Origin of the sequence: Pseudomonas sp. nanlin1 (assembly GCF_045571515.1) — a bacterium.
GTDB lineage: Bacteria > Pseudomonadota > Gammaproteobacteria > Pseudomonadales > Pseudomonadaceae > Aquipseudomonas.
In genome coordinates this window covers 1,340,558-1,361,171 of record NZ_CP124218.1, presented here as the reverse complement: position 1 = coordinate 1,361,171, position 20,614 = coordinate 1,340,558, and the positions used below count along the sequence as shown (strand labels likewise).

The 20,614-nt window shown below is 54.7% G+C and carries 17 protein-coding genes and 3 pseudogenes; 2 read left to right on the top strand and 18 right to left on the bottom strand.

Annotated features, from left to right (window positions below; genetic code table 11):
* Window positions 1–92: 92 nt before the first annotated feature.
* The 4 genes from QCL65_RS06315 to QCL65_RS06300 all read right to left on the bottom strand — a co-directional run bounded on the left by QCL65_RS06315 (window position 93) and on the right by QCL65_RS06300 (window position 4,012).
* Window positions 93–2,099: an ATP-binding protein gene (locus QCL65_RS06315; protein ID WP_407315416.1), complete on the bottom strand. Its 2,007-nt coding sequence runs from the start codon at window positions 2,097–2,099 to the stop codon at window positions 93–95.
* Between the two features lie 121 nt (window positions 2,100–2,220).
* Entirely contained in the window at window positions 2,221–2,622 is a 402-nt protein-coding gene (locus QCL65_RS06310; RefSeq protein ID WP_031423957.1) for a single-stranded DNA-binding protein, read from the bottom strand.
* Between the two features lie 68 nt (window positions 2,623–2,690).
* Window positions 2,691–3,236: a DUF3158 family protein gene (locus tag QCL65_RS06305; protein WP_407315415.1), complete on the bottom strand. Its 546-nt coding sequence runs from the start codon at window positions 3,234–3,236 to the stop codon at window positions 2,691–2,693.
* Window positions 3,233–4,012: a PFL_4669 family integrating conjugative element protein gene (locus QCL65_RS06300; protein WP_031423954.1), complete on the bottom strand. Its 780-nt coding sequence runs from the start codon at window positions 4,010–4,012 to the stop codon at window positions 3,233–3,235. The genes QCL65_RS06305 and QCL65_RS06300 overlap by 4 nt, the downstream gene beginning before the upstream one ends.
* 212 nt (window positions 4,013–4,224) lie before the next feature.
* Here QCL65_RS06300 and QCL65_RS06295 point away from each other — a divergent pair, with 212 nt between their 5' ends.
* Window positions 4,225–5,436, top strand: a complete 1,212-nt coding sequence (locus tag QCL65_RS06295) for a phospholipase D-like domain-containing protein (protein ID WP_407315414.1) — start codon at window positions 4,225–4,227, stop codon at window positions 5,434–5,436.
* 81 nt (window positions 5,437–5,517) lie between these two features.
* Here the strand turns inward: QCL65_RS06295 and QCL65_RS06290 are convergent, their stop codons facing one another.
* From QCL65_RS06290 to QCL65_RS06245, 10 genes and pseudogenes are all read right to left on the bottom strand, one after another.
* Window positions 5,518–6,714 carry an STY4528 family pathogenicity island replication protein gene (locus tag QCL65_RS06290; RefSeq protein ID WP_407315413.1) on the bottom strand — a complete coding sequence of 399 codons (1,197 nt, stop codon included), beginning with the start codon at window positions 6,712–6,714 and terminating at the stop codon, window positions 5,518–5,520.
* A gap of 3 nt (window positions 6,715–6,717) precedes the next feature.
* Complete coding sequence (locus QCL65_RS06285; protein ID WP_127446532.1) at window positions 6,718–7,278, bottom strand: DUF2857 domain-containing protein; 561 nt, start codon at window positions 7,276–7,278, stop codon at window positions 6,718–6,720.
* A gap of 16 nt (window positions 7,279–7,294) precedes the next feature.
* Window positions 7,295–8,977, bottom strand: coding sequence for a ParB family protein (locus QCL65_RS06280; RefSeq protein ID WP_407315412.1), 1,683 nt, complete (start codon window positions 8,975–8,977; stop codon window positions 7,295–7,297).
* Window positions 8,970–9,230, bottom strand: coding sequence for a hypothetical protein (locus QCL65_RS06275; protein ID WP_039585026.1), 261 nt, complete (start codon window positions 9,228–9,230; stop codon window positions 8,970–8,972). Before QCL65_RS06275 ends, QCL65_RS06280 begins: the two co-directional genes overlap by 8 nt.
* On the bottom strand, window positions 9,214–10,083 hold the full coding sequence (locus QCL65_RS06270; protein WP_407315411.1) for a ParA family protein: 870 nt from the start codon (window positions 10,081–10,083) through the stop codon (window positions 9,214–9,216). The genes QCL65_RS06275 and QCL65_RS06270 overlap by 17 nt, the downstream gene beginning before the upstream one ends.
* 11 nt (window positions 10,084–10,094) lie before the next feature.
* Window positions 10,095–10,334, bottom strand: a complete 240-nt coding sequence (locus QCL65_RS06265) for an AlpA family transcriptional regulator (protein ID WP_032699504.1) — start codon at window positions 10,332–10,334, stop codon at window positions 10,095–10,097.
* A 130-nt stretch (window positions 10,335–10,464) separates the two neighbouring features.
* Complete coding sequence (locus QCL65_RS06260; protein WP_407315410.1) at window positions 10,465–11,253, bottom strand: protein kinase; 789 nt, start codon at window positions 11,251–11,253, stop codon at window positions 10,465–10,467.
* Between the two features lie 749 nt (window positions 11,254–12,002).
* Window positions 12,003–12,200 (bottom strand): hypothetical protein, encoded by a 198-nt coding sequence (locus QCL65_RS06255; RefSeq protein WP_032699506.1) that lies wholly within the window; start codon window positions 12,198–12,200, stop codon window positions 12,003–12,005.
* Between the two features lie 320 nt (window positions 12,201–12,520).
* A complete protein-coding gene (locus QCL65_RS06250) occupies window positions 12,521–12,925 on the bottom strand; it encodes a hypothetical protein (protein WP_407315409.1) in 405 nt (134 codons plus the stop codon).
* A 153-nt stretch (window positions 12,926–13,078) separates the two neighbouring features.
* Window positions 13,079–14,248: pseudogene (locus QCL65_RS06245) on the bottom strand (IS3 family transposase).
* Window positions 14,249–14,609: 361 nt separating this feature from the next.
* Between QCL65_RS06245 and QCL65_RS06240 the strand changes: the two are divergent.
* Window positions 14,610–15,581: pseudogene (locus QCL65_RS06240) on the top strand (IS5 family transposase).
* A 221-nt stretch (window positions 15,582–15,802) separates the two neighbouring features.
* Here the strand turns inward: QCL65_RS06240 and QCL65_RS06235 are convergent.
* The 4 genes and pseudogenes from QCL65_RS06235 to QCL65_RS06220 form a co-directional block, all read right to left on the bottom strand.
* Entirely contained in the window at window positions 15,803–17,338 is a 1,536-nt protein-coding gene (locus QCL65_RS06235; RefSeq protein WP_407315408.1) for an amidohydrolase family protein, read from the bottom strand.
* A gap of 39 nt (window positions 17,339–17,377) precedes the next feature.
* Window positions 17,378–18,145 carry a TetR/AcrR family transcriptional regulator gene (locus QCL65_RS06230; protein WP_407316701.1) on the bottom strand — a complete coding sequence of 256 codons (768 nt, stop codon included), beginning with the start codon at window positions 18,143–18,145 and terminating at the stop codon, window positions 17,378–17,380.
* A gap of 229 nt (window positions 18,146–18,374) precedes the next feature.
* Window positions 18,375–18,730: pseudogene (locus QCL65_RS06225) on the bottom strand (winged helix-turn-helix transcriptional regulator).
* Between the two features lie 29 nt (window positions 18,731–18,759).
* The gene (locus QCL65_RS06220; RefSeq protein WP_407315407.1) at window positions 18,760–20,412 is read right to left on the bottom strand and encodes a methyl-accepting chemotaxis protein; all 1,653 of its coding nucleotides are present in this window, start codon (window positions 20,410–20,412) and stop codon (window positions 18,760–18,762) included.
* Between the last annotated feature and the right edge of the window lie 202 nt (window positions 20,413–20,614).

Here is a 20,614-nt window from a genome sequence, read left to right as displayed (position 1 = left end):
GAAGCAGAAATGCAGTATGACCAGCTTGTTGAGTCGCGTTCCCCGCAGACTTGCCTCACGCGGTTTTGAATGCCATATCGATGTTTTTTAGCTCAGCAGCTAGCGTCCTGATCAATCCGATGACGCCGAGTAGTGACCCGTTGCTTTGCATTGGCGCTCACTTCCAGGCTGATATGTTTCTGATCATGCGCGGCGCGTATCAGAATTTCAGTCCAGTTCGGCGGTTCGACCGTGACGACTGCATCGGCCATCAAAGCATTCTGATAGTCAATGAAAGCCATACTCTCATCCGGGATTGCTCCGACGACCACAGGGTCGTCGCTGACATCTTCGATGGTCGGCGACAGGCCGCGCTTCAACCGGCTGTCGCTCGCACGGTTCACAAGATAGCGTTCACGCCATGCTTCACCCTGCGCGCGCTTCCCCTCTGCCTCCATGCTTCCTGTGTACTTCATGAGCCACATATGCATGTAGCGCTGCCGTTGTTCGCTGTGCAGCAGCACAAGATCGTGAAAGCGTTGGTAGAACGCTTCATCATGACCAGAATCCAGGCTATCGCCCTCATGAGCAATCTCGTGCTCAATCAGTGAAAAAATGTACGCTGCTGTTCTGACGGGGGATGATTTGAGCCGCTTCACGATGGTGACATCGACGGCGATGTAGCTATTGCCGTCGGTCCATGCCTCGGCAACGTTGGATTGACCAAGCAGAATGTGAAGTGATTTGCCCTCACGGACCTGGCCGCCGTAAACCGGCCGCCCCCCAGTGCACAGGGCGACATAGTGGTGCATGCAGCAGCGCAACGCAGTCCATGCACGACGTGTCTCACGATCAAGCGCATCTTTCTCCGTAAGGATGCGCGTCCGCTCCACGAACGCTTCTCGCAATGTCGAAAATGCCAGCAATTGCGGAATATAGAGAGCGTTTATTCCCCAGTACTGAGCGCCGTTCAGTTCAATGTCCTGCCTAAGATTGTCATGGATACGAGCGATACAGTCAGCAAACTCTTGGGCGCTATAGCACCCGAAACGATCAAGGGTAACGGGATGCACTATCACGGCAATTCCTTCACGAGCGATAGCTTCCCCCTTTGGCACGTCGAAACCGCTTTCAACAACTGCAAACCTGCCGCCATGACGCTTGCCATGGCTGTAGCGGCATTTGCGCAAGAAATCCTCCATTGAAATGTGCCGCTTGCCAGGTAGAAGCGTCACGACTTCTTCCTTGGAATAGGTTTGCACAATGCCAGCGTCACCGGAAAGGAGTGCCCGAGCAGACTTCTCACGGCGCGCCTCTGTCTTGCGATGATTGCCGAGGCGAGAGGCAATCTGATCAGCCATCTGACCAAACTGCTTGGCAATAGCCTTCCATACCGGGCAAGTCTTGCGCAGGATTTCTGTGCGGGAAACATTCAATCCAATGGCTTTCTTAGACACGATGAGACCACCTGCGCCCCATACATGTCCCGAGTCGTGGCGCACCAGTACGCCCTGGTTGTAGATGGCGACGGCGCCGTCGGCTTTGACCCGGTACCAGGCGAACTCGTCTTCAGCATCCCAGCGTTCGCCGTGAGGGTCGCGGGTGATGCGATTCCCATTGAGTTCAACGCATACCGGGGTGTAACGCACTAAATCCCGTATTTCCTGAAGGGTCGACATCAGCTCGACCTCGCTCAGGGCTTCATACCAGTTGCCCTGGATCGCACAGCCGGGTGAATGAGCCTGTACCTCGTCTAGATCGTAGTGGTAACCCATGACCCGTGTATTGACGGTCATCTGCCAAACATTGGAGCGCCAGGTTGTGGACGCGTGCGCCATGATCTGGCCGCGTCCAAGGCGGAAGCAGCCATAGGTTGCATCGCCCTCCTCGTGCGGCGTTCCAAACCGGCCAAAGTAGCGAATGACATCTTCGCAGCTTGCAAAGCCCTGACCGTCGTCATGGCATGAGAAGCCCGTACGTGAAATCGACAGTTGAACGTTACTGGCTTTGGCATCCACTGAATTCATCAGCAACTCGATGATGGCTTTGCCGATCGAGCCTGCCTGGCTGTAGATGATGTGATGGATGATCTGTGGGTCGAGTTCAAACGGTAGGCGCATGGGGCCTCCTAGGTTCACTGAAGCAGGATTCGGATCAACGCCTCTCAGCCGCTAGCAATTGCTGGGGCACTGCTAGAGCATTTAGGGCGACTCACAGCAAAGGTGGCGCCCAAATGCCGGTTCAGGGTGTGGCGGGTTCCGAATCGCCATTGGCCGGTTTCTGGCTGAGCGTCACCGAGGCTAAACGGAAGGGAAGAATGCCGACACGCCGAGCTTCGATCTTGAAGGTGGTGCGTTCGTTTTCGTCTGCATCCTCCCATTCGTCTTTAACGGTCCGGCCCTCTACCAGAACCCGCATGCCCTTCTGATACAAATCCTTCCAGTGCTCGGCATCGCGGTGCCAGAGCTCTACCGGAGCCCAGAAGCCGCCACGGTCCTCGAACGTGCCGTCCTTCTTAGGTACCGGGTTATCGAAATAAATGTTCAGCCGTAGCAGCCGGTTCGGCTCATCGTTGCCATTTGGAAACTCGCGAAACTCTGGGATCGATCCGATATTGCCTTCGCCAGAGAAATGGGTACTCATGGTGCTATCTCCGTGGTGGTGAAAAAAACCGCTTGGCACAGCGTTGGGGCAGGTAATAAATGGATAAGTCAGGCTTGGGGCGGCATCCCCGAACGTGCAGTTCCTTGAGCGCTCGCGACTCGGTGCAGGAAGGTGAACTCGGCCTGGCTCATCTTGTTGGCGCACTCCAGAGCCTGACGACCTAAGGTGTGCATCAGGCTGATCTGCATGTTCAGTACGAGGCGTTGCTGTTCGATGGCATACAAATCGGCTAGCAGGCTTGCCGGCGTGGCATCACTGAGAACCAGGTCTTGCCATAGAGCAACCCCCATCGCGGAGCGGTCTGGCCTGCGCCAGCGCAGAAAGGTCGTGCCTGCGCCAGTCTTCTGCTGGGCCAGTTCCACCGGCAACAGATGGAAGGGATGTCCGGCTGCCTGTTGCAGCACCCGTCGTTGTGCCAGGACGATCAACTGATCCCTTTGCGCCAAGCATTGGCTGGCCCACACATCGAGAGCCCCTTTACCTTTAAAAGGCTTTAAAAGGCCTTTTAGATAGGGAGCCTGTTCCAGCCGGATGAAGTCAGCCTGTTCCAAGGGATGAAAGCGCGTAAGTTGATACAGATGCTGGTCGATCATTCTGGCTCATCCTCGTCGGCCACGACCGACTCTGGCGACACCGGCGCATCGTCGGTCACTTCGGTGACGGTCGCAGAGGTACTTGATGTTGCACGCGATTGCAGGCCACGGCGAATGATCGGGGGAGCGAAACGCGAGCGTCGTACGCCTTCCAACACGTCCTGCGGCAGCTCTCCGTACTTCTCCAACGCAGTGCGAGCCGCCGCATTCTTGGCAGCGAAATCGTCGCGCGTGGTGCCGCTGAAACGGTATTGTTGAGCCAGTGAGAAAAGACTGCGCAACGCGTGAGCGCCTTCGTTGAGCCAGCGTTCCAATGTGCTGCGGTCGATCAGCGCGGTGTGATGCGCCAAGATGAGCTTGCGAGCAATGTCGTCGTAGTCAGCCAGCAGGTAAACCGCCGCGAACCCCAACTGGGCGTTGACGAACAAGGGCAGTTTGACGGGTTGGACGTTGAGGTTTTCGCCAAGACTGAGCGCCGTAGGTACGCCAGCTAAAGACTGGTCAACCTGTTCGCGCAGGTTTTGTAAGGTGGCTTTGGTCTGCTCCAGCTTCTCTTCAATGCGTAACATCCACCAGTCCGAGTAGGGATCGTCCTGTTCAGCACCGCGCTTCATCTTGTTCATGACAGATACGTAGCCGTTCAAGCCGACGATAGCCGCCCGTCCTTCTGAAGCTGCGCGACCATGCCAGATGCGCGAAGCGTGATGCGTGTGCAGCGTTAGCGACATCGCGCTGCGTAGGGTGCCGAGATTCAGCTGCAGTGATTCAGTAGCCATAGTGAAGACTCGCTGTAGATAACGAGCCATCAGCTTTCCCGCGTTGATGAGGGGCGTCAGTCAACAAACGGAACTTACCGCCCTCCCAGTTCGCGCGCGCCACTGCATGTAGCTATCCCCAGGGGATAGCTACATGCGCCATTCAAGCTGCGCTGATCTTGAGCTGCCTGAGGTAGGCTGTCGCTTCTACGGGTATTTGCAGGGGGAAATGGATGAAAAGCAGTGTTGAGCTGGTAGTCAACGGTATGCAGGTGGCACACGTAGATGCGTTGCTGGATTTGCTCGAACGCGCGGAGCACCTGGATTGCATGGTCGCATTCGCTAAATCGTCTGCCTTTAAGTCCCTGCTAAAGCCGCTGACGAAGGCACTAGAGCGGGGGATGACGGCAAGGTTTGCAGTCGGGCTGAGCTTTCATCTGACCGAGCCAGCAATGCTGCGCAAGCTCATGTCGCTGAGGAAGGAGCACCAGTTGGCGTTGTATTTGAGTGATACCAAGGAGACGTTCCATCCAAAGATATATGCATTCAGTGATTCCGTCAGATCAACAGTGCTCTTGGGATCAGCCAACCTCACGTCTGGCGGTCTTGCTGACAACTATGAAGCTTCGGTACTAGTCAGTGACCCAGATGGTTCGCTAGCGAAAAAGGTTGCAGCGCACTTCGACGAATTGATCAGCGAAGAGTCTATCGTCGCGGCGACCAAGAAGAGAATTGACGACTACGCCCTGGAGTTCACCATCCAGGAAGCATGGCGCAAGATGGCGCAGAAGCGTGCTGAAAGGATCAGTCGTGAAGGCACCCAGGACCTTAGCGTCCTGGCGTACCAGTTGGACGAGATGAAGCGTAATAAATCAAACAATGGTTTCGCAGCGCAGCAAACAGCGAGAAGAGGAAATCTGATCAGGGCGAAACAGCAGATCAAGGATATGGCTACTCTGCATCGCCCATCAGCAGGCACTTTTTTACCTAAGTACAACCAGCTCATTGTTCAGTTCCACTCCGGAGGCCTGCACAGGCAGAACACGCGAATTGCTGAGCAATCTGCAAGATTCATAGCCGCATTGGCCGATATCGTCAGCCGGAGCAGACCCTCGCCTGAGACAGCATTCGAAGTGCTCCATCACCACTTCAAGGGCATAACAGGTGCAGGTATCAACCTGCTGACCGAGGTGCTGCATACGCTGGACAACAAGCGCTACGCAGTGATGAATCAGAACGCCGTTTCGGGTCTTGCGGCAGCAGGTATCACTGGGTACCCGCTTCATCCGAGCAAGGGGAATGTGAATGGTCAGCTGTACGCAATGTACTGCCAGCATGCTCAGGACGTTCAACAGCATCTTGGGTTGACCAACCTCTCTGAGCTCGACGCATTGTTCAACTACCTCTATTGGCAGCAAGATGAGGACGAAGAAGAGCAAACGTAGAAGGGCTGCATGCCCGAAGCTATCCCCTGGGGATAGCTTCACTGAAGTCCAAGGGACATCTCAGCGTCTCCCCCAGCAAGGTCAACTGCTGCGCAACATCTCTCGTAATCGTGCGATATGTTCTTGGGCTACTTCAGGTGCCGCGACTTTAGGTGGTTCCGTCAGCGCAGTTACCGGCTGCGTCGCCTTCGGTTGGTTTTGGCCAGCCCAAGCATTGAACTCTCCGCGAATAGCTCGCTGAATTATGCCGAACAGATAGCCAGCGGGATTCCGGATGGAACTGGCCCTGCAACGTGCCTCCCATTCGTCTAGCACAGCTTGCCTCAATGACGGGTCAACCTGCTGCAAGGCCACCGCCGCCCCTGTTTGCTGCTCTTCCTTGAGAAGAGTGAAACGTTTGGGCAGTTGCAACCCGTTCAACACCTGGGGCTCCGTAGTAGTACGTATTTTTTTATTACTTTCTTTACGTACTGTACGGCCCTCATTCGGATTCCGAAGAGCACCATCTGGCGTGGGTTCCAGCCCTGCTTCGGATTCCGAAGAATGCGGATCGAGATTCCGAAGAAGGGCCGGCTCACCTTCTTCGGATTCGTTGAATGTGTCTGCTTGTGGATAACTGTCAGGGTGGAGGCCCGCCTGGGTCAGACGAGTCGTCATCACCTGCAGACGTGTGGGCAACGTTCGTCCAGTAAGCAGCGGGTCCTCAGCGATCTCTTTCAGAGTTTGTATGCCCACTACTTGCACGGCCTTGGCAGCATGGCCTAGCGCCTGGCTAACCAACCCCAGGTAGTCCGGGTCCAATTGCATCGCCTCAAACGGTGTCAGTGGCTCATCGTGCAGCACGTAGAGATTGCCCAAAATGCGTCCGCTTTTCGGATCGCGTCTTCTGCGGACAAGACTCAGCCACCGGCTCAGACGGAGCAAGGTGAGCGCCCGTGCAACAGTTTCGTGCGAGGCTTGGGCACTGCCGGGCATGGAGCCCAACCAGGGGCGTAGCTGGTCATAGGTGGGGAATGCGGTAAGGCCGTCATCGTTGAGCAATAACCGGAACACCTGCCACGCGTTGCGCTCCAACGGTGTCAATCGTCGATCAAGGAAAAGTGCACGGGGAACGCTCTCGTGTCGGTTTCCGCTATACAAAAAGCCATCGCTTGGAGCAGAAGATGGGGGTGAGATGGTCTTTTGGGTGGGCGTTGCAGCGAGATGATTTAGCGCTTTATCGAAGAGATCCGACAACGCTATTGGACCGCGGCCCCGGCTTGGATCGTCCAATGCCATGGCCTAAACCAGTCCCTGGTCGATCCAGGACTTGATCGTGGACCAAACCACAGACAGTGGCAGCGCCATGCTCTCGGACAGATCCATTGCGATGCGCAGAAGCGATGCCTCATCGTTGGTAGATGGGTTCTGCTGAGCGGCGAGAACTTTCCATCTACGCCACAGCTCCGTATCTTGAGACTCATCCAGTACCGGGTGGCGTCCCTTGCGTTTTGGCATACCCAAAATTTCACGTCGCAGCGCTACTTCCTGGTGAGTCAAACCATAGAATCGGCTGACCATCTCTGTGCTGGCTCCAAGTCGCAGCATGCGATCGACTGTCGCAATCTCTTTCTCAACATCCTGCGCTTGCATCAGCAGCCGACGCAGAACATCTCGATTGATGGTCACAGAACACCATGATACGGATGCATTGAGCAGCACGCTGACCTGAGCTGGATGCTTAAGAGCATCTAGCTCATCTTCCCCAAACCCCATGGCTTTGCAACGACGCAGTTGACCATTGCGTAGATCATGTAAAGCCTGCGCGATGACTGCTTGATTGAGCGGATGCGGTGACGACATGGATAGACTACCTCGCTCAAGATCCGTGGCCGGTGCCGTTGATTTCAAGGTCGACGAGACGTCGAGCCAACCGTAGAAGCCGGAAAAGCTTGACCAGCGCCGTGTCACTCAGGCGTTTGGCAGGATCACCTGCACCATGCAACAGCCTGGGCAAGACACCGCCAAATCGGTCCATATCGACAATCGAACCTTGGCCGCTGAGCGCGGCCAAAAGCATTACCACATCGCCGCCGATGTCGGATGTCCCTTCCTGCTCAGGTTTGCACTTGAACCCAATGCCGTCGTTGCAGGGAACGACGCAACCAGCAAGCGACGCCGCCTCCGCAATTTCGTTAGCAAATTGCGCGATGTGCACCCGTAGCCGGTCGGGGATGTCGAGACCGGGCTCGATGTACCAGACGTCAGTAATGGGATAGAGCCCACCCGCCTGTACAGGAATTGCCTGAAGAACGTTGCCTTCGAAGTCGGGTGGCAACGTATCCCCGAGTTCGTTTGCAATCAGGCGTTGGATCGACTGCAACCGTTCGGTCGTCTGTGCAGGGGATACGATGTGCTCTTGCACGAGATCGCCAACCTCCTGATCAGCCGACGCATCAGAGACCGACGGTAGCTTGCTTGTAGCCGGGGTGAGATCGGCCGGTATAATTTTTTTTGCGGGCGCTGAGTTCTCTCGCGATGGCGATGGTGTGGTACTGAGGCTCTCGACGTTGCCTTCCGGTGTTGTGACGGACGTGAAATTGGACTGGGGAGCCGAAGACAAGGCAGGGTGGGGGACGGAAATCGAACTGGCGGCTGGCTCGGTAGCCAAAGCACGTTGGCGGCTTTCGCTATCGTTGAGATCCAGAGTAAGCGTGTCATAGTCAACGCCTAACAGATCTGCCATCTGGCCCACCAGCTCGTCTTGAACGCGCTGTATGTTGAAGGCGTCAGGTTGTGCATCAAACTGTGCCAGAACTTCCTGGAAGAACTCCCTGAAGTCCACAGTCAGAGTTCGGTCGGCTGAATACCGTTGCCAAATCCGGTCGCATGCCTTACGCAACACGGCAATGCGCTCGACCTGGTGTCGGCCCAGCCCGCCATAGAGCAAGGTAGGGATGGCGGGCAAGAGATGTTGAACAGCATCCTGCATTCGGCTGATATGTGACTGCTGGATGGGGTATCCGTCCGCTGACAGACGCCGGGCAAGTTCAGACTGGCTCAACGCACTTCCCTTCTCCTTCTCATAGAGTTCTCGTACTTTCTCGACTCCGAGGGCGCGTTCGATGAAGGTCAGACCGCCGCGCAGCTCGTTCTCAGCGAGGTGACCGGTCAGCGCCACAATCTCACCGCGCTCAGGCCAAGGACGGAACAAGCAGGAAATACGATAGAAGCGTTCCTGCTTCGTCTCCGACCACAAGTCACGCAGGATGGCGAGACGGGTGTTACCGCCGCTGCGGATAATGAAGTGCTCCTCACCCGGCCGTCGTGTGATAGAGGGAGGCGCATCAAGACCACGCTCACGAATAGACGCCTTGATCTCTTCATAAGCAGGGTTACGCTTGACGCGCGGGTCGTGCTCATAAGGACGCAACTGGTCCAATGTCACGACCATCGGCGTGTCGGCAATTGGGTCGCTAAGGGCCGAGGCGGACTCCCCGTTACGCTGGAATCCGGCGGCGAGTAACTTTCCGGCCATGTCTTGAGGCGTGATCTCAGCCATGACGTTTCCTCTCCACCGAAATCGCCACAGCGTCTTCCGCCTCACGTTCAGCTCGCCGGAGCTGAGCTCGCGCATTGAGGCTGGCGCGATGGTCACTTGCCGTCGAGCTGGTGTAGATCGGGGCGCAGCCCACTTTGGTGAACTTCAAGTGCCCGCCTTGTGTTCGCTGGATGTGCCATCCTTCGGCGAGAGCAAATTCGATCAGCGTTCTCAGACGCTTGTTGCCGCGGGCCAGTTCATGCACGTTCGCCATGGCGGGCTCCGGAGGAATCAGTGGGCTTGCCCTTCACCAACGCAAAGCGTTCACGCCAGTTCGGGAACAACTCTCCGGCCAGTGACTGCATCGTCTCTAATGCTGCGGGGGCGACTCGGCCAGAGGGCTGGCGGTGTTCAATCCGGTGAACCGGCAGGCCCCGCGTTGAGGCGCGCGGGTAGGCTTCGATCGCCGGAACATCAGTATTCAGCACGTAGACGCCTGGATGTGCATCGAATACATCACGCAGGGCTTGTTGGATGAGTCGAGCGTTGGATGAGACCGGATGCACTCGGTTGATAAATAGATGTAGCGTTGGAGGCTCTATACCGAGGTGACGATAAGGAGCGATGTCCTCCAGCAGCTGTAACGTACCGCGACGCAGCTCACGCGCGGCCAGTATCTCTGGTGTAACCGGGGATAGGGCCATGTCCGAGGCAAGAACGGCCATCTCAAGGAGTACACTGCGAGCACCCTGCGTGTCGATCAATACGAGGTCGTAATCTGGCGCAAAGATAGGTAGCAGGTGGCGTAAGCGCAGACGCCCGTCAGGGGCATGCAGGAGCAAAGTATTTAGATCGCCTCGATCGTCGTTAGACAGCACAAGATCCAGCCCTTGGATCACGGTCCGAGATATCAGTTGATCTGTGCGCTGTTCATTGAACGCTAGTAGCTCATAGATGCCACCTGCAGCCCTGTGCGTCAGCTCGAAGTACGACGACAAAGTGGGCTGGACATCCAAATCGAGCAGCAGTACGCGGATTCCCGCGTCAGCGGCCAAGCCACCTAGGTTCGCTGCGGTAGTCGTCTTACCGACGCCACCCTTCGTGGAAATAATGGATACGATCTGCATCGTTGCTCTCCCTAGACGTTACGTGGGAGAGCGGGTTGCTGCACCCGGTTATTTAGGCGTTCGCTGATCCAGAGGTCTACTTCTACGGAATCCCAGCCGACCGCACGAACGCCCAATCGCAGGGCTTGTGGGAATTCGCCCTTTTTCATCAATGCGTAGATGTGGGCACGCTTGAATCCCGATTTCGCTTCAACTTCGTCGAGCCGCAGAATGCGGCGCTCCCCCTGTGGCAGGGCAGGCACTTGCAACATCGTGGACACTCCTTAGCGCTCAGTGGCGTTCGTTGGTGTGCCCCTATTCAATACACATGGCTAGCAAAAGACATTGCAAATGCAGTTTTTGATCTTGCACATACAAGCTTGCAAGCTGATGGTTGGACTGCTAAACGCTCGCTACGTCTGCCACAAACGAAGTGCGGCCCCCCGGTGTCTCTGCACTTCGGATCTTGCGACGTGCTTGAGCAAACTTACCGTTCAGGGTTCGCTCCGTGATGCCCATCAAACCGCCGTGGTGGGCAACCAGAGCAGAAACAATGGCCTCTTGGGTTCTGAAGCTGGAGTACGGCTTGCCTGCTGGCGATCGAGAGAGCATCACGTCCAGCATGCCCCCGATAATATTCTGATACGTGGACTCAGCCCTATCCGTGATGGAGCATTGGCTGCAGATGCATTCCCGTGCGCTATGGCTGAGTACCTCGTCGTATTGCTCCTGCAGAATTTGGAGCTGACGTTTGTAATGTTGCAGCTCTGCTTTTATCGCCTGACGCTCGATCAACAAGGCGTGGCCAGTTTCAAGCGTGATGGTTGGATGCGCTATACGTTCGCTTCGGCTGAAGAGAAAAGCAGGTCTGTGTTCCGGGTAGTGATGTCGCATCCACTGCTTGAGGTCGACATGTCGGATAGTCAACTCCGGTGAGTCCCATAGGTCTTCGTCCTCCACCGTAATGCCGTTGATGCCGTAAGGTAGTTCATAGTGGAAAATGGCATCGTAGAGACGCTCGGTATAAAGACGGAGCTCTGTCCAACGTGGGAAATCGAGTGTGTGCGGGAGACTCCTGGGCGATGTGATCAGGGTCAGAATGGCACGTTGATGCTTGAGTAAGCCCGCCCAGCGTATAGCTGCTTCAATCGGACGATAGAAAACCTTTGAAATGGGTACACCTTCGTGCATTGCTCCATCTCCTAAACGCAATTGCTATATTCAAAATCCAAGGATGCCTTCCGCTAAGGTGGCGCAGGGCAGACATGCTAAGCGAGTCTTGGACCGTGTAAGCATTACTCCACAGCGCAGCACCAGCGACGATTTTGATATATGCGTCTAGAATAAATTACTGACGTATCCTATCTAATCCGATGGGAGTGAATGGCGAAGTATTTTGGTGCAGGATTGATCAAAATCCCCATTCGTCCATCACGGGTGCCATAGTGAGCTTTTATTCTGGTTGAGGCCCTATCAAGACCTATTGAGTATCAGCTGATCTGCACAGTGTCTAGGTATTACGTCTCAGCGTAGTCCTTGTGGTTGTATTGCAAATTTCTTACACCCAGTGAGACTCCTGAAGCATAGTGATAGATCTATAAAGACTACTGCAATGCAGTGTAGCGACCTCTAAAACACCCAAATCTTCGCGCGGCGTTGAAATAACACTCTTGAATCCATAGGCACTTGGAGCACGAAAGTAGTTGCCTCAAAGGGTCGGCCAATCAAACTTGTAGAAAAGATGCCTAGCCATTAAGCATATTAGTTATGCATTAGCTATTGATTGATATTAACTATAAGATACGATTAATACTGAGTTATACAAAGCGGTGGCATATTACATCTTAGTGCTGCCGCTATCGGGCTTAGCTGCGAAACCCAATGGCGGCTATTCATAGAAACAGCATTTGGTCTATAGCAAGACTCAGTGTGGAATTAACCTACTGGAATTTTACTTTCCAACAAGCCTGATCTCGAAAGTTCTGAAGCAAAGGAGAGCGCAGCATTCCCCAGACCGTGTAGAACTCGCTCGTGGAAAGCTCTTCCATGCGATTGAAGTCCTTAGCCTTAGCGAAGAGAGCGTCATAACGACGAATAAAGCGGAAAGCTATGGGCTCCATTGTAAAGTCGCTCAGCATGTTAAATATCCAAACCTAATGATTATCGGGTGAAGGGCCGGATAATACAGCTTTGACATATTCGCACGCATCAAGCCTATCTCCTGCTTCCGCCCGTAAATAGAGAACATTAAGATTAGGATGGCTGCCGCTAATGCACTGGTGATACTTTCGAAGTAGAGTCAGAAGAATCTTGTAGCAGTCCGTTTCAGTCTGCTCAACTAAAGCCATCCAGGGATCGCGGCTATGTTTTTTCAAATCGCTGACAATCCAATCCAGCTTAAGGGAGTCATCTCTTTTAAATATCGAAGACGCTAGACCAGTACTCTCTGCCCAAAACATCATTTCTGACGGAGACAACAAATCAACCGGTGTGTCGCATTTTTGAGACCATCCTGAAAACCATAAGGTTTCTTGAACAGACAAGTCAATTGGCAAGCAAAGATACCAGTTTTTTTCATCAAAGTGCGCGGAGTTAGTCGCAGGGTCATATGAGTTCCTGATTTGTTTTTCTGAGAATCTCCAATGCCATCGGTGGAATACTTACACTGATAAACTTCAATAGGGGATACTCCGAGTTTGCCAACATAAACGTCGATCCCAGCATCTCCCTGGTTTACTCGTATGCCTCTGACTGTCTGGTGCGGATATTTCGCCCTAATAACCATTTCACAAGCACGCTCGAATGCAGCACGAGCCCCCTCCTCGTTACCGTGCAAAATCGTTAAATCAGTCCAGTTCGACATGTATTCCCCCTTTGAAGGTCTTATGACGCCAGCTCCGACGCCAAGTATAAAATGCTATAACCAAATGACTAAAGTCGCGTCAATGCAATTTTTTAGAGACAGGCGCAGAATTAAATTTGGTTTATTTCTAGATAGTGAATCGCCCCTGGTTTCCTAGACACTCTCCAAGCTCAGGAAATAACGTTTCTCATACTCTACTGGAGACAGCTGCATAGCACTGCTGTGCCGGCGTTTAGGGTTATAGAATATTTCGATGTAATCGAAAATATCACTTCGGGCGTCTTCACGCGTTGTGTAGATCTTTCGTCGGATTCGCTCCCGCTTCAAAAGCTGCAAAAAGCTGCAAAAAGCTGCAAAAAGCTCTCGGCTACGGCATTGTCGTGGCAGTTTCCTCGCCGACTCATGCTGCTGATTACATTGTTGGCCTTCAAGAAGCTGTGCCAGTCTGAACTACTGAACTGACTGCCTTGGTCTGAGTGGATCATTACTTGCTGCTGTGGTTTGCGTCGCCACACAGCCATCAACATCGCATCGATAGCCAAGTCGCTGCACATCCTTGGCTTCGTTGACCAACCAATTACTTGGCGTGAGAACAGATCCAGCACTACTGCCAGGTAGAGCCATCCTTCATAGGTGCGGATGTAAGTGATATCTGTCACCCAGACCTTGTTCTGCTCACTGACCTTGAACTGCCGCGCGAGGTGGTTGGGCGAGGCCACTGTTGGTTTTCCGCCGTAAAACCCTAGACGCCGCCGATAGCCCGTTTGCGAACGCAGCCCCTCCGCCTGCATCAAGCGCCCGACCCGATTTCGCCCGCATGCCTCTCCCAGCTCACGTAGGTCATCGTGAATTTTGCGATAGCCGTATACACCTCCGCTCTCCAGCCAAGCATGTTTGATCAAGCCAAGCAGGTGTTGATCTTCTTTTGCTCGGGCAGATTGAGGCTCGCCCAGCCAAGCGTAGTAGCCGCTGGGATGTACCTTGAGAGTTTGGCAAAGGCGCCGTACCGGGTAATCAGTTGAGTGTTTCTTGATGAAGGCGTACTTCAGCCGCACTCTTTGGCAAAGTACGCGGCGGCCTTTTTAAGATGTCTTGCTCTTCAGTCACACGCTTGAGTTCGGCGCGAAGCTGACGCAGCTCGGCTTGCTGGTCATCGTCTTGCTCACGCTGCTCTTGTGGTTTGCTGTAGAGCTTGATCCAAGCGTAGAGGCTGTGAACGGACATGCCCAGGCGATGGGCAACATCGGCGACAGGTTTGCCTTTCTCGGTCACTTGCTTGACCGCTTCGATCTTGAATTCTTCGGGGTAACGCTGACGACTCATGGCACCTCGTATTCGGGCCTCATTATGAGGCTTGGAGGCGTCTAGGAAACCAGGGGCGATTAATTCATTACTTAAAGCAAGCAAAGTGGAATGTCGGGTTTTTGAACAGCTGAAACGATTATGTAAAAATTTTATGCTACTGATTTATGAGAAAATATGTCGCCGTAGCTCTTTTCGTATACCCGAAATAAACGGCTATTAAGCCCCGCTCTGGCCTTCTTTCTAGAAACGTGATCCACAGGGTTTTGTGATCGATCTCGACCTGCAGTCACCCTGTCGATGTCATGCCTAAGGAAACTCTGAAAAAGACTTCCAAATCTGGTGAAATACGCCTGTCCCACGACTGAACCGTTGAGCCCCGATGAAGCAAATGTCTTTCGCTGATGCGGAGTATGCAGGTAAACGTGAGCAGACCCGCCGTGAGCGTTTCCTGATTGAGATAGATCAGGTCATGCCCTGGAAAGACCTGATTGCGTTGATCGAGCCGCATTATCCGAAGGGTGAAGGCGGGCGTCCGGCGTATCAGTTGATGGCCATGCTGCGGGTTCATCTGATGCAAAACTGGTTCTGCTACAGCGATCCGGCGATGGTAGAGTCCCTCTACGAAACCACGATACTGCGCCAGTTTTCCGGTCTGCATTTGGATCGGATTCCGGATGAAACCACGATCCTCAACTTCCGCCAGCTGTTGGAAAAACATGAGCTGGCCGGTAGGATTTTACAGGTCATCAACGGCTATTTGGGCGACCGAGGTTTACTACTACGTCAAGGAACTGTGGTCGATGCGACGATCATTCATGCGCCCAGCTCGACCAAGAACAAGGACGGTAAACGCGATCCCGAAATGCACCAGGCAAAGAAAAAAATCAGTACTATCTCGGGATGAAATCGCACATCGGTGTCGATGCTGAGTCCGGTTTGGTGCATAGCGTAGTGGGTACGGCGGCGAATGTGGCGGACGTGACTCAGGTCGATCAGTTGCTGCATGGCAAGGAAACTTACGTCTCTGGCGATGCCGGTTACACCGGCGTGGAGAAACGTGCGGAGCAAAAACATCGCCAGATGATCTGGTCGATCGCAGCGCGACCCAGCAGCTATAAGAAGCATGCGAAAAAAAGCCTGATCGGTTGCATGCGCAGTAAAATCGAATACGCCAACGCTCAAGTCCGGGCCAAGGTTGAGCATCCACTCCGGGTGTTCAAGCGCCAGTTTTACGAAAGTCCGCTTCCGAGGCTTGGTGAAAAACACCGCGCAGCAGACCACACTGTTTAACTTATCGAACCCTTGGATGATGCGAAAACGACTATTGAATGCAGGCGATGTGCGCCTGTGATGTGGACAATGAGCCCTGAAAAGGTGCTCTTCCGCAAAAAACAGTGAGCTGACAGAAGGAAAGGTCTGATTTTCGGTTAAATCGGTGTTTTTTGAACCTCAGACAGCGAGGCAGTTAAAACGGCTGCTTACTTCAGACTTCCCCTAAGCACGGTATTGAAACTACGCCAAGTGTGTATGTCTTCATAATCTGTTGCACCAACAAGTTCAAGACCTATGAGTTTAAGGCAGGTATCCTTGACCGGCTTTTACCCGCAGCCTCAGTGCATCAAGGTCTGCTGGCGAATAGTAGCGTCCGGCGCGAACAACCCCGGCGATGCGGTGTAGGTTCTGGACACTTGAAACGGGATCGCCATCAAGCAGGACCAAGTCGGCATTATGACCTACCTCAACGCTCCCCATGGTCTCCCTGCGCCCCAGGAATCGCGCGGGATCAAGCGTCGTCATCTGCAGGATTTTCAGCGGTGAAAGGCCTGCTTTGGCAAGTTCGTCGAACTCCTGATGCAGCGACTGACCAGGGACTTGGCCGCCGTTGTCAGTCCCCGTCATCATAGGCACGTCGTAATCGGCAAATAGTTTGGTCAACAACAAGGAGCGCCGGTAGGCGTCATGAAACGTCGCCAGCATGGCAGTTGGCAGGTGTTGGTACCGCTGAGTGACCGCCCGCCACTCCCGTAACGCGGCCGGGGACATATACGGTAGCGCCGGATCATGCGCATACTCGGGAAGATCGGCCAGATACTCAGTACGTAACCGCACTAGGGTAGGCACCTGCCAAGTCTGGTGAGACGCGAAGATCGCCGCTAGATTCTGACATTTTGCCTCGCTGTAGGTATCGAAGGTGCGCTGCAGAATGGCTGCGCTATCCGGTGTTTCGAAGGCCGCCGGGTTAACGAGCATTTTGCTGATTGTCCCGGCCAACAACTTCTGTACGAATCCCGGAATTTTGAACGGCGCAACTGGTGGCCGCGGATTTGCGGCGGCTTCGGCGAGCAGGGTTGCCTCCTGAGTCGAACAACCAATCCATAGAGCGCTGCCAGGCCCCAAATGCTCGATAGAACGCATGCCAGCTCGCGCCGCGTCGGCCGGGCTCACCCCCCCTTGCACGTGTCCCACCGCAGGTAATCCAACCCGGCTAGCTTCTCCAACAGCAGCTAAGAAGACTGGCGGTGTGGTTGACGCGATTTTTATGAAGTCGGCCCCTTGCTGCTTTTGCTGGCGGACCTCGACTCGGGCACCATCGACTGAGGTGGCATCGAAAGGGAGGATCAGATTGCCGGGTGCCACCAATAATGCTGGCGTGTCATTGCTCAACGGCAGCGTGCGAGCTGCGCGGGCAGCGAGCAGTTCTGGAGAACCATCCATCTGTCGCACACCGGTCACCCCGTCTGCCAGTAGCAGCGCCAGCACAGCCGTGGCGTTCGGAGCGGTCAGCGCATGCGTATGCATATCGTTATAGCCGGGGACGACAAACTTGCCGCGCGCATTGAGGGTGTGAATCGAGGCGTTCCCGGTGACAGCTGCAGTCGGCTCAATCGCGCTGATACGACCCCTCTGCATGAGGATGCTCATATCAGGCGTCGCAACACCGGTCAGGGTATCAACCACAGTGACATGATCGAGCCTGAGCGGGGTGGAAACTGCCACGTCGCGCTGATGACCAGCGACTGATAGGTCACTCGGCTGAGAGGTGCAGCCGGCCAGGCAGGTGATCACACATGCAGCAAATAGTGTTGCGGCAGAGTCTGAGTTAAACACTTGAGCCCCCATCATAGTCGTCTTCACATCAAATTTGGATTAAGGGTCAGTAGCGCGCACAGCAACAACATCCTCTGCCGCACGTGCGGCAATTAGAAAACCGTCTTCGCCGTTGCGCCCCAGCGCCCTTAGCAACATTGTCAGCGCCTCACGGCACAGCACTTCTGCGCTGGATACGTTAGGACTGGAGGTAATTTGCACGATCATTGTCGCGGTGATCCCTATAACGAACATGGCCGCTGTAGCGGGGTTATCGACTTGCAAGCAGCGCTGCGCAACGCCGGCGGCGATATCCAACTCCAGCCCCCGATTACTCTGATCGTGCATCCGGCGACTGATGGTTGTACGGGCGATAAATTGTGCGAGGGCGGGGTTGTCAATCGCCTTTCTGGCGTAGGCGGCAACACCACGCGCCAGGCGCTGCGCAGGATCATTCACACCCAAATTAATTGCCGTAATCGCCTGCCTCATTACGCATCGCGATTCCAGATAGAGGGCTTCGGTCAATTGGTCGCGGTCGCTGAAGTGGTTGTAAAAAGTTTGTTTAGAGATGCCGGCCCGCGCCACAATGGCATCAATACTGACGCCTTCAGCGCCCCCCTCCCCAACTAGTTCGAAGCCAGCCTCTAACACGCGCTGGTGCGTACGCATCCACCGCAGATCAGTTTGGCGCTTGTCATGCTTGGGTTCGCTGGGACTATGAACTGCCACCAAAAAATCACCACCGTTATCTGTGCGTACCTTGTGGGAAGACGCAGTGTCACCAAGCACGCTTGCCATGAAAAGAGAGCGCGAGCGCCCGATCATCAAGCTTTTTCTCCGTGCTTATAATGGACTTTAAGGCTAATATAATTGCAATGATGTCAGCGGAAGGCCGTACTGTAAATATAAAAACTCCTTCCCCTGCAACATTTTTCTGGCAGCCATCGGTAGACAAAAGCCCTCACCTGTCTTCACGCGATGCTGATGCATCGTAAACGTCCCGCGAAACCACCTACGTCATGTCGAACATAGGATGCAGTGCATTAGCCCAGCCTTAACGCTCGTCATAGCGCTTGTGGGCCTGATTACCACCTCTGACTGCTCGACCACCCACGTCCATAGCGAAATCATCTGCACCAATAATCCCATTCCCAGCTCGGTCAGAGCATATTCCACACGCAAGAGCTTCTCGCCAAAATCGCGTCGAGAGATCACGCCGTCGCGCTCCAACTGACGCAGTGTGTGAGTGAGCATGCGTTGTGTGACGCCGTGCAATCGGCGACGTAACTCCGCGTGACGGAAGGGGCTACTCACACCCAGCGCATGCACCACGTCTAGTGACCACGGGTTACCAGAATGACTAAAGATACCTGCGTCCTGCGGCTGATTGGGGGCCACTTCTCGCAGCAACGCGGCTCGCGATGAAACGGCACCAGACCCTAGAGCTGAAAGCGCGAGATGTTCTCTCGCAATGTAACGCTGGTGCGTGCCAGTCCTTCGCTTTCCTGCTGAGCGCTGCGGAAGGCTGCAGCGGATTGCTCGGCGCTTTCGCTGACGGTAATGATGCCCCGGCTGATCTGCTCGGCAACGGTACTCTGCTGCTCGGCGGCAGCGGCTATTTGGTGGTTCATGCTGTTGATCCGCTCGATCATGGTTACGATCGTGCTTACCGCGTCACCGGCCTCGGAAACGCCGGATACCGATTGCGCACTGGAGCTCTTGCAGCGTTGCATATGCTGCGATGTCTCGTCGGCAATTTTCTGCAGACTGGCGATCAGCCCCTCAATCTCTGAAGTGGCCTTCTGGGTACGCTGTGCCAGGCTGCGCACCTCGTCGGCTACCACCGCGAAGCCGCGTCCGGCCTCGCCAGCACGAGCAGCTTCGATAGCTGCATTGAGGGCTAGGAGGTTGGTCTGGTCGGCCACCGACTTGATCACTTCAAGCACGCCGCCGATATTGCCGGTTTCATTCTTCAGCCGGCCCATGGCCATGTTGGACTGTTCGATTGTCTCGGCCAGCTCGTCGATCATGTTGACGGCATCTTTGGCCTTCTGCTGGCTGTACAGGGCCGCGCTATCGGCCTCGCTGGCGGCACTAGCGGCGGATTCGGCATTGCGCGCGACATCATGCACGGTGGCGGCCATTTGGTGAACGGCGGTGACGATCTGCTCGACCTCGCACTGTGCCATGGCAACGCTTTCGGCGTTTCTCAGGCTCGATTGGCTAAGCTCCTGGCTGGACTCGGCCACGGTCTGTGAGGACAGATTTATGCCTTTGGTCATGTCCCGCAAGTTCTCCTGCATGCTCAGCAGGGCGGCCATTATGCTAGCTTGTGGTGGCTCAATCGTGCGCTCGCTAGCGCACAAATCGCCCTGCGCAACCCGTTGGGCGAGCTGGTTGAGCTCACTCGGTTCGGCACCCAGCGCGCGCAGTAGGTTGCGGCTGATGACGTAGCCCATGACCACTGCTAGTAAGACGGCCAACGCAGTAATGGCGAGCAGCAAGTCGCGTTGTGACAGATAGTTTGCGTCATTTTCGCTGACCTGCAGGTCAGCCTTCTGGTTGGTGTAGCGCAGGTACTCGCCAATTGCCTGGGTCAGCTCGGCCAATAATGGTGTGCACTGCTCGCTGACCATTCGCAGGGCCTCGTCGTCTTCACCCTTAAATAGGTGTACGGCAATGGTGTGCGCTACCGGTTTGTAGCGGCTCTCGACCTGCTCGATGGTTGAGAACAGGTCTCGTGCTTTGGGCGACACATCATCATTATCAATTGCCTTGCGTAGCGCGGCGAGGCTGCTGGCCACCTTTTGGTCGTTTGCTGTAATCGCGCCCCGCTGCTGTAATCTCGCGGTGACATTGCTGTTTAAGGCGATGTTACGAAGGGCAATAGCGCGCTGGGCGGCGGCGTCGTTCAGTGTGTTGGCTAGGCGGGCCCGAGCATCAACTCCATTAACGTAGAGAAAAAAGTCCTTACTGCTTTTAGCCAGAGTGTGCAGAGAGATAGCGGCGATCAGCAACATAAACGCTAGCAGGCTGGCATAGCCGGCATAAAGACAGGTCCGTGTAGAGAGGCGGGGAGTTTGCGATGGCATGATATACCTGCGTGATTAGAGGAGCATTTTAGGGACACCTGCAAGGGTATGTATTCGCCCTTGGCCCGCATCCTGCTCATGCATTCGTTTGTCCGCCGACAACGAGTAGCGGCGTTATTTCCTGGCCAATTAAATCTTGTACAAAATTTGATATTTTCACAAGTCTTGTACAACTATATTGATATGATGTCGAAACAACATC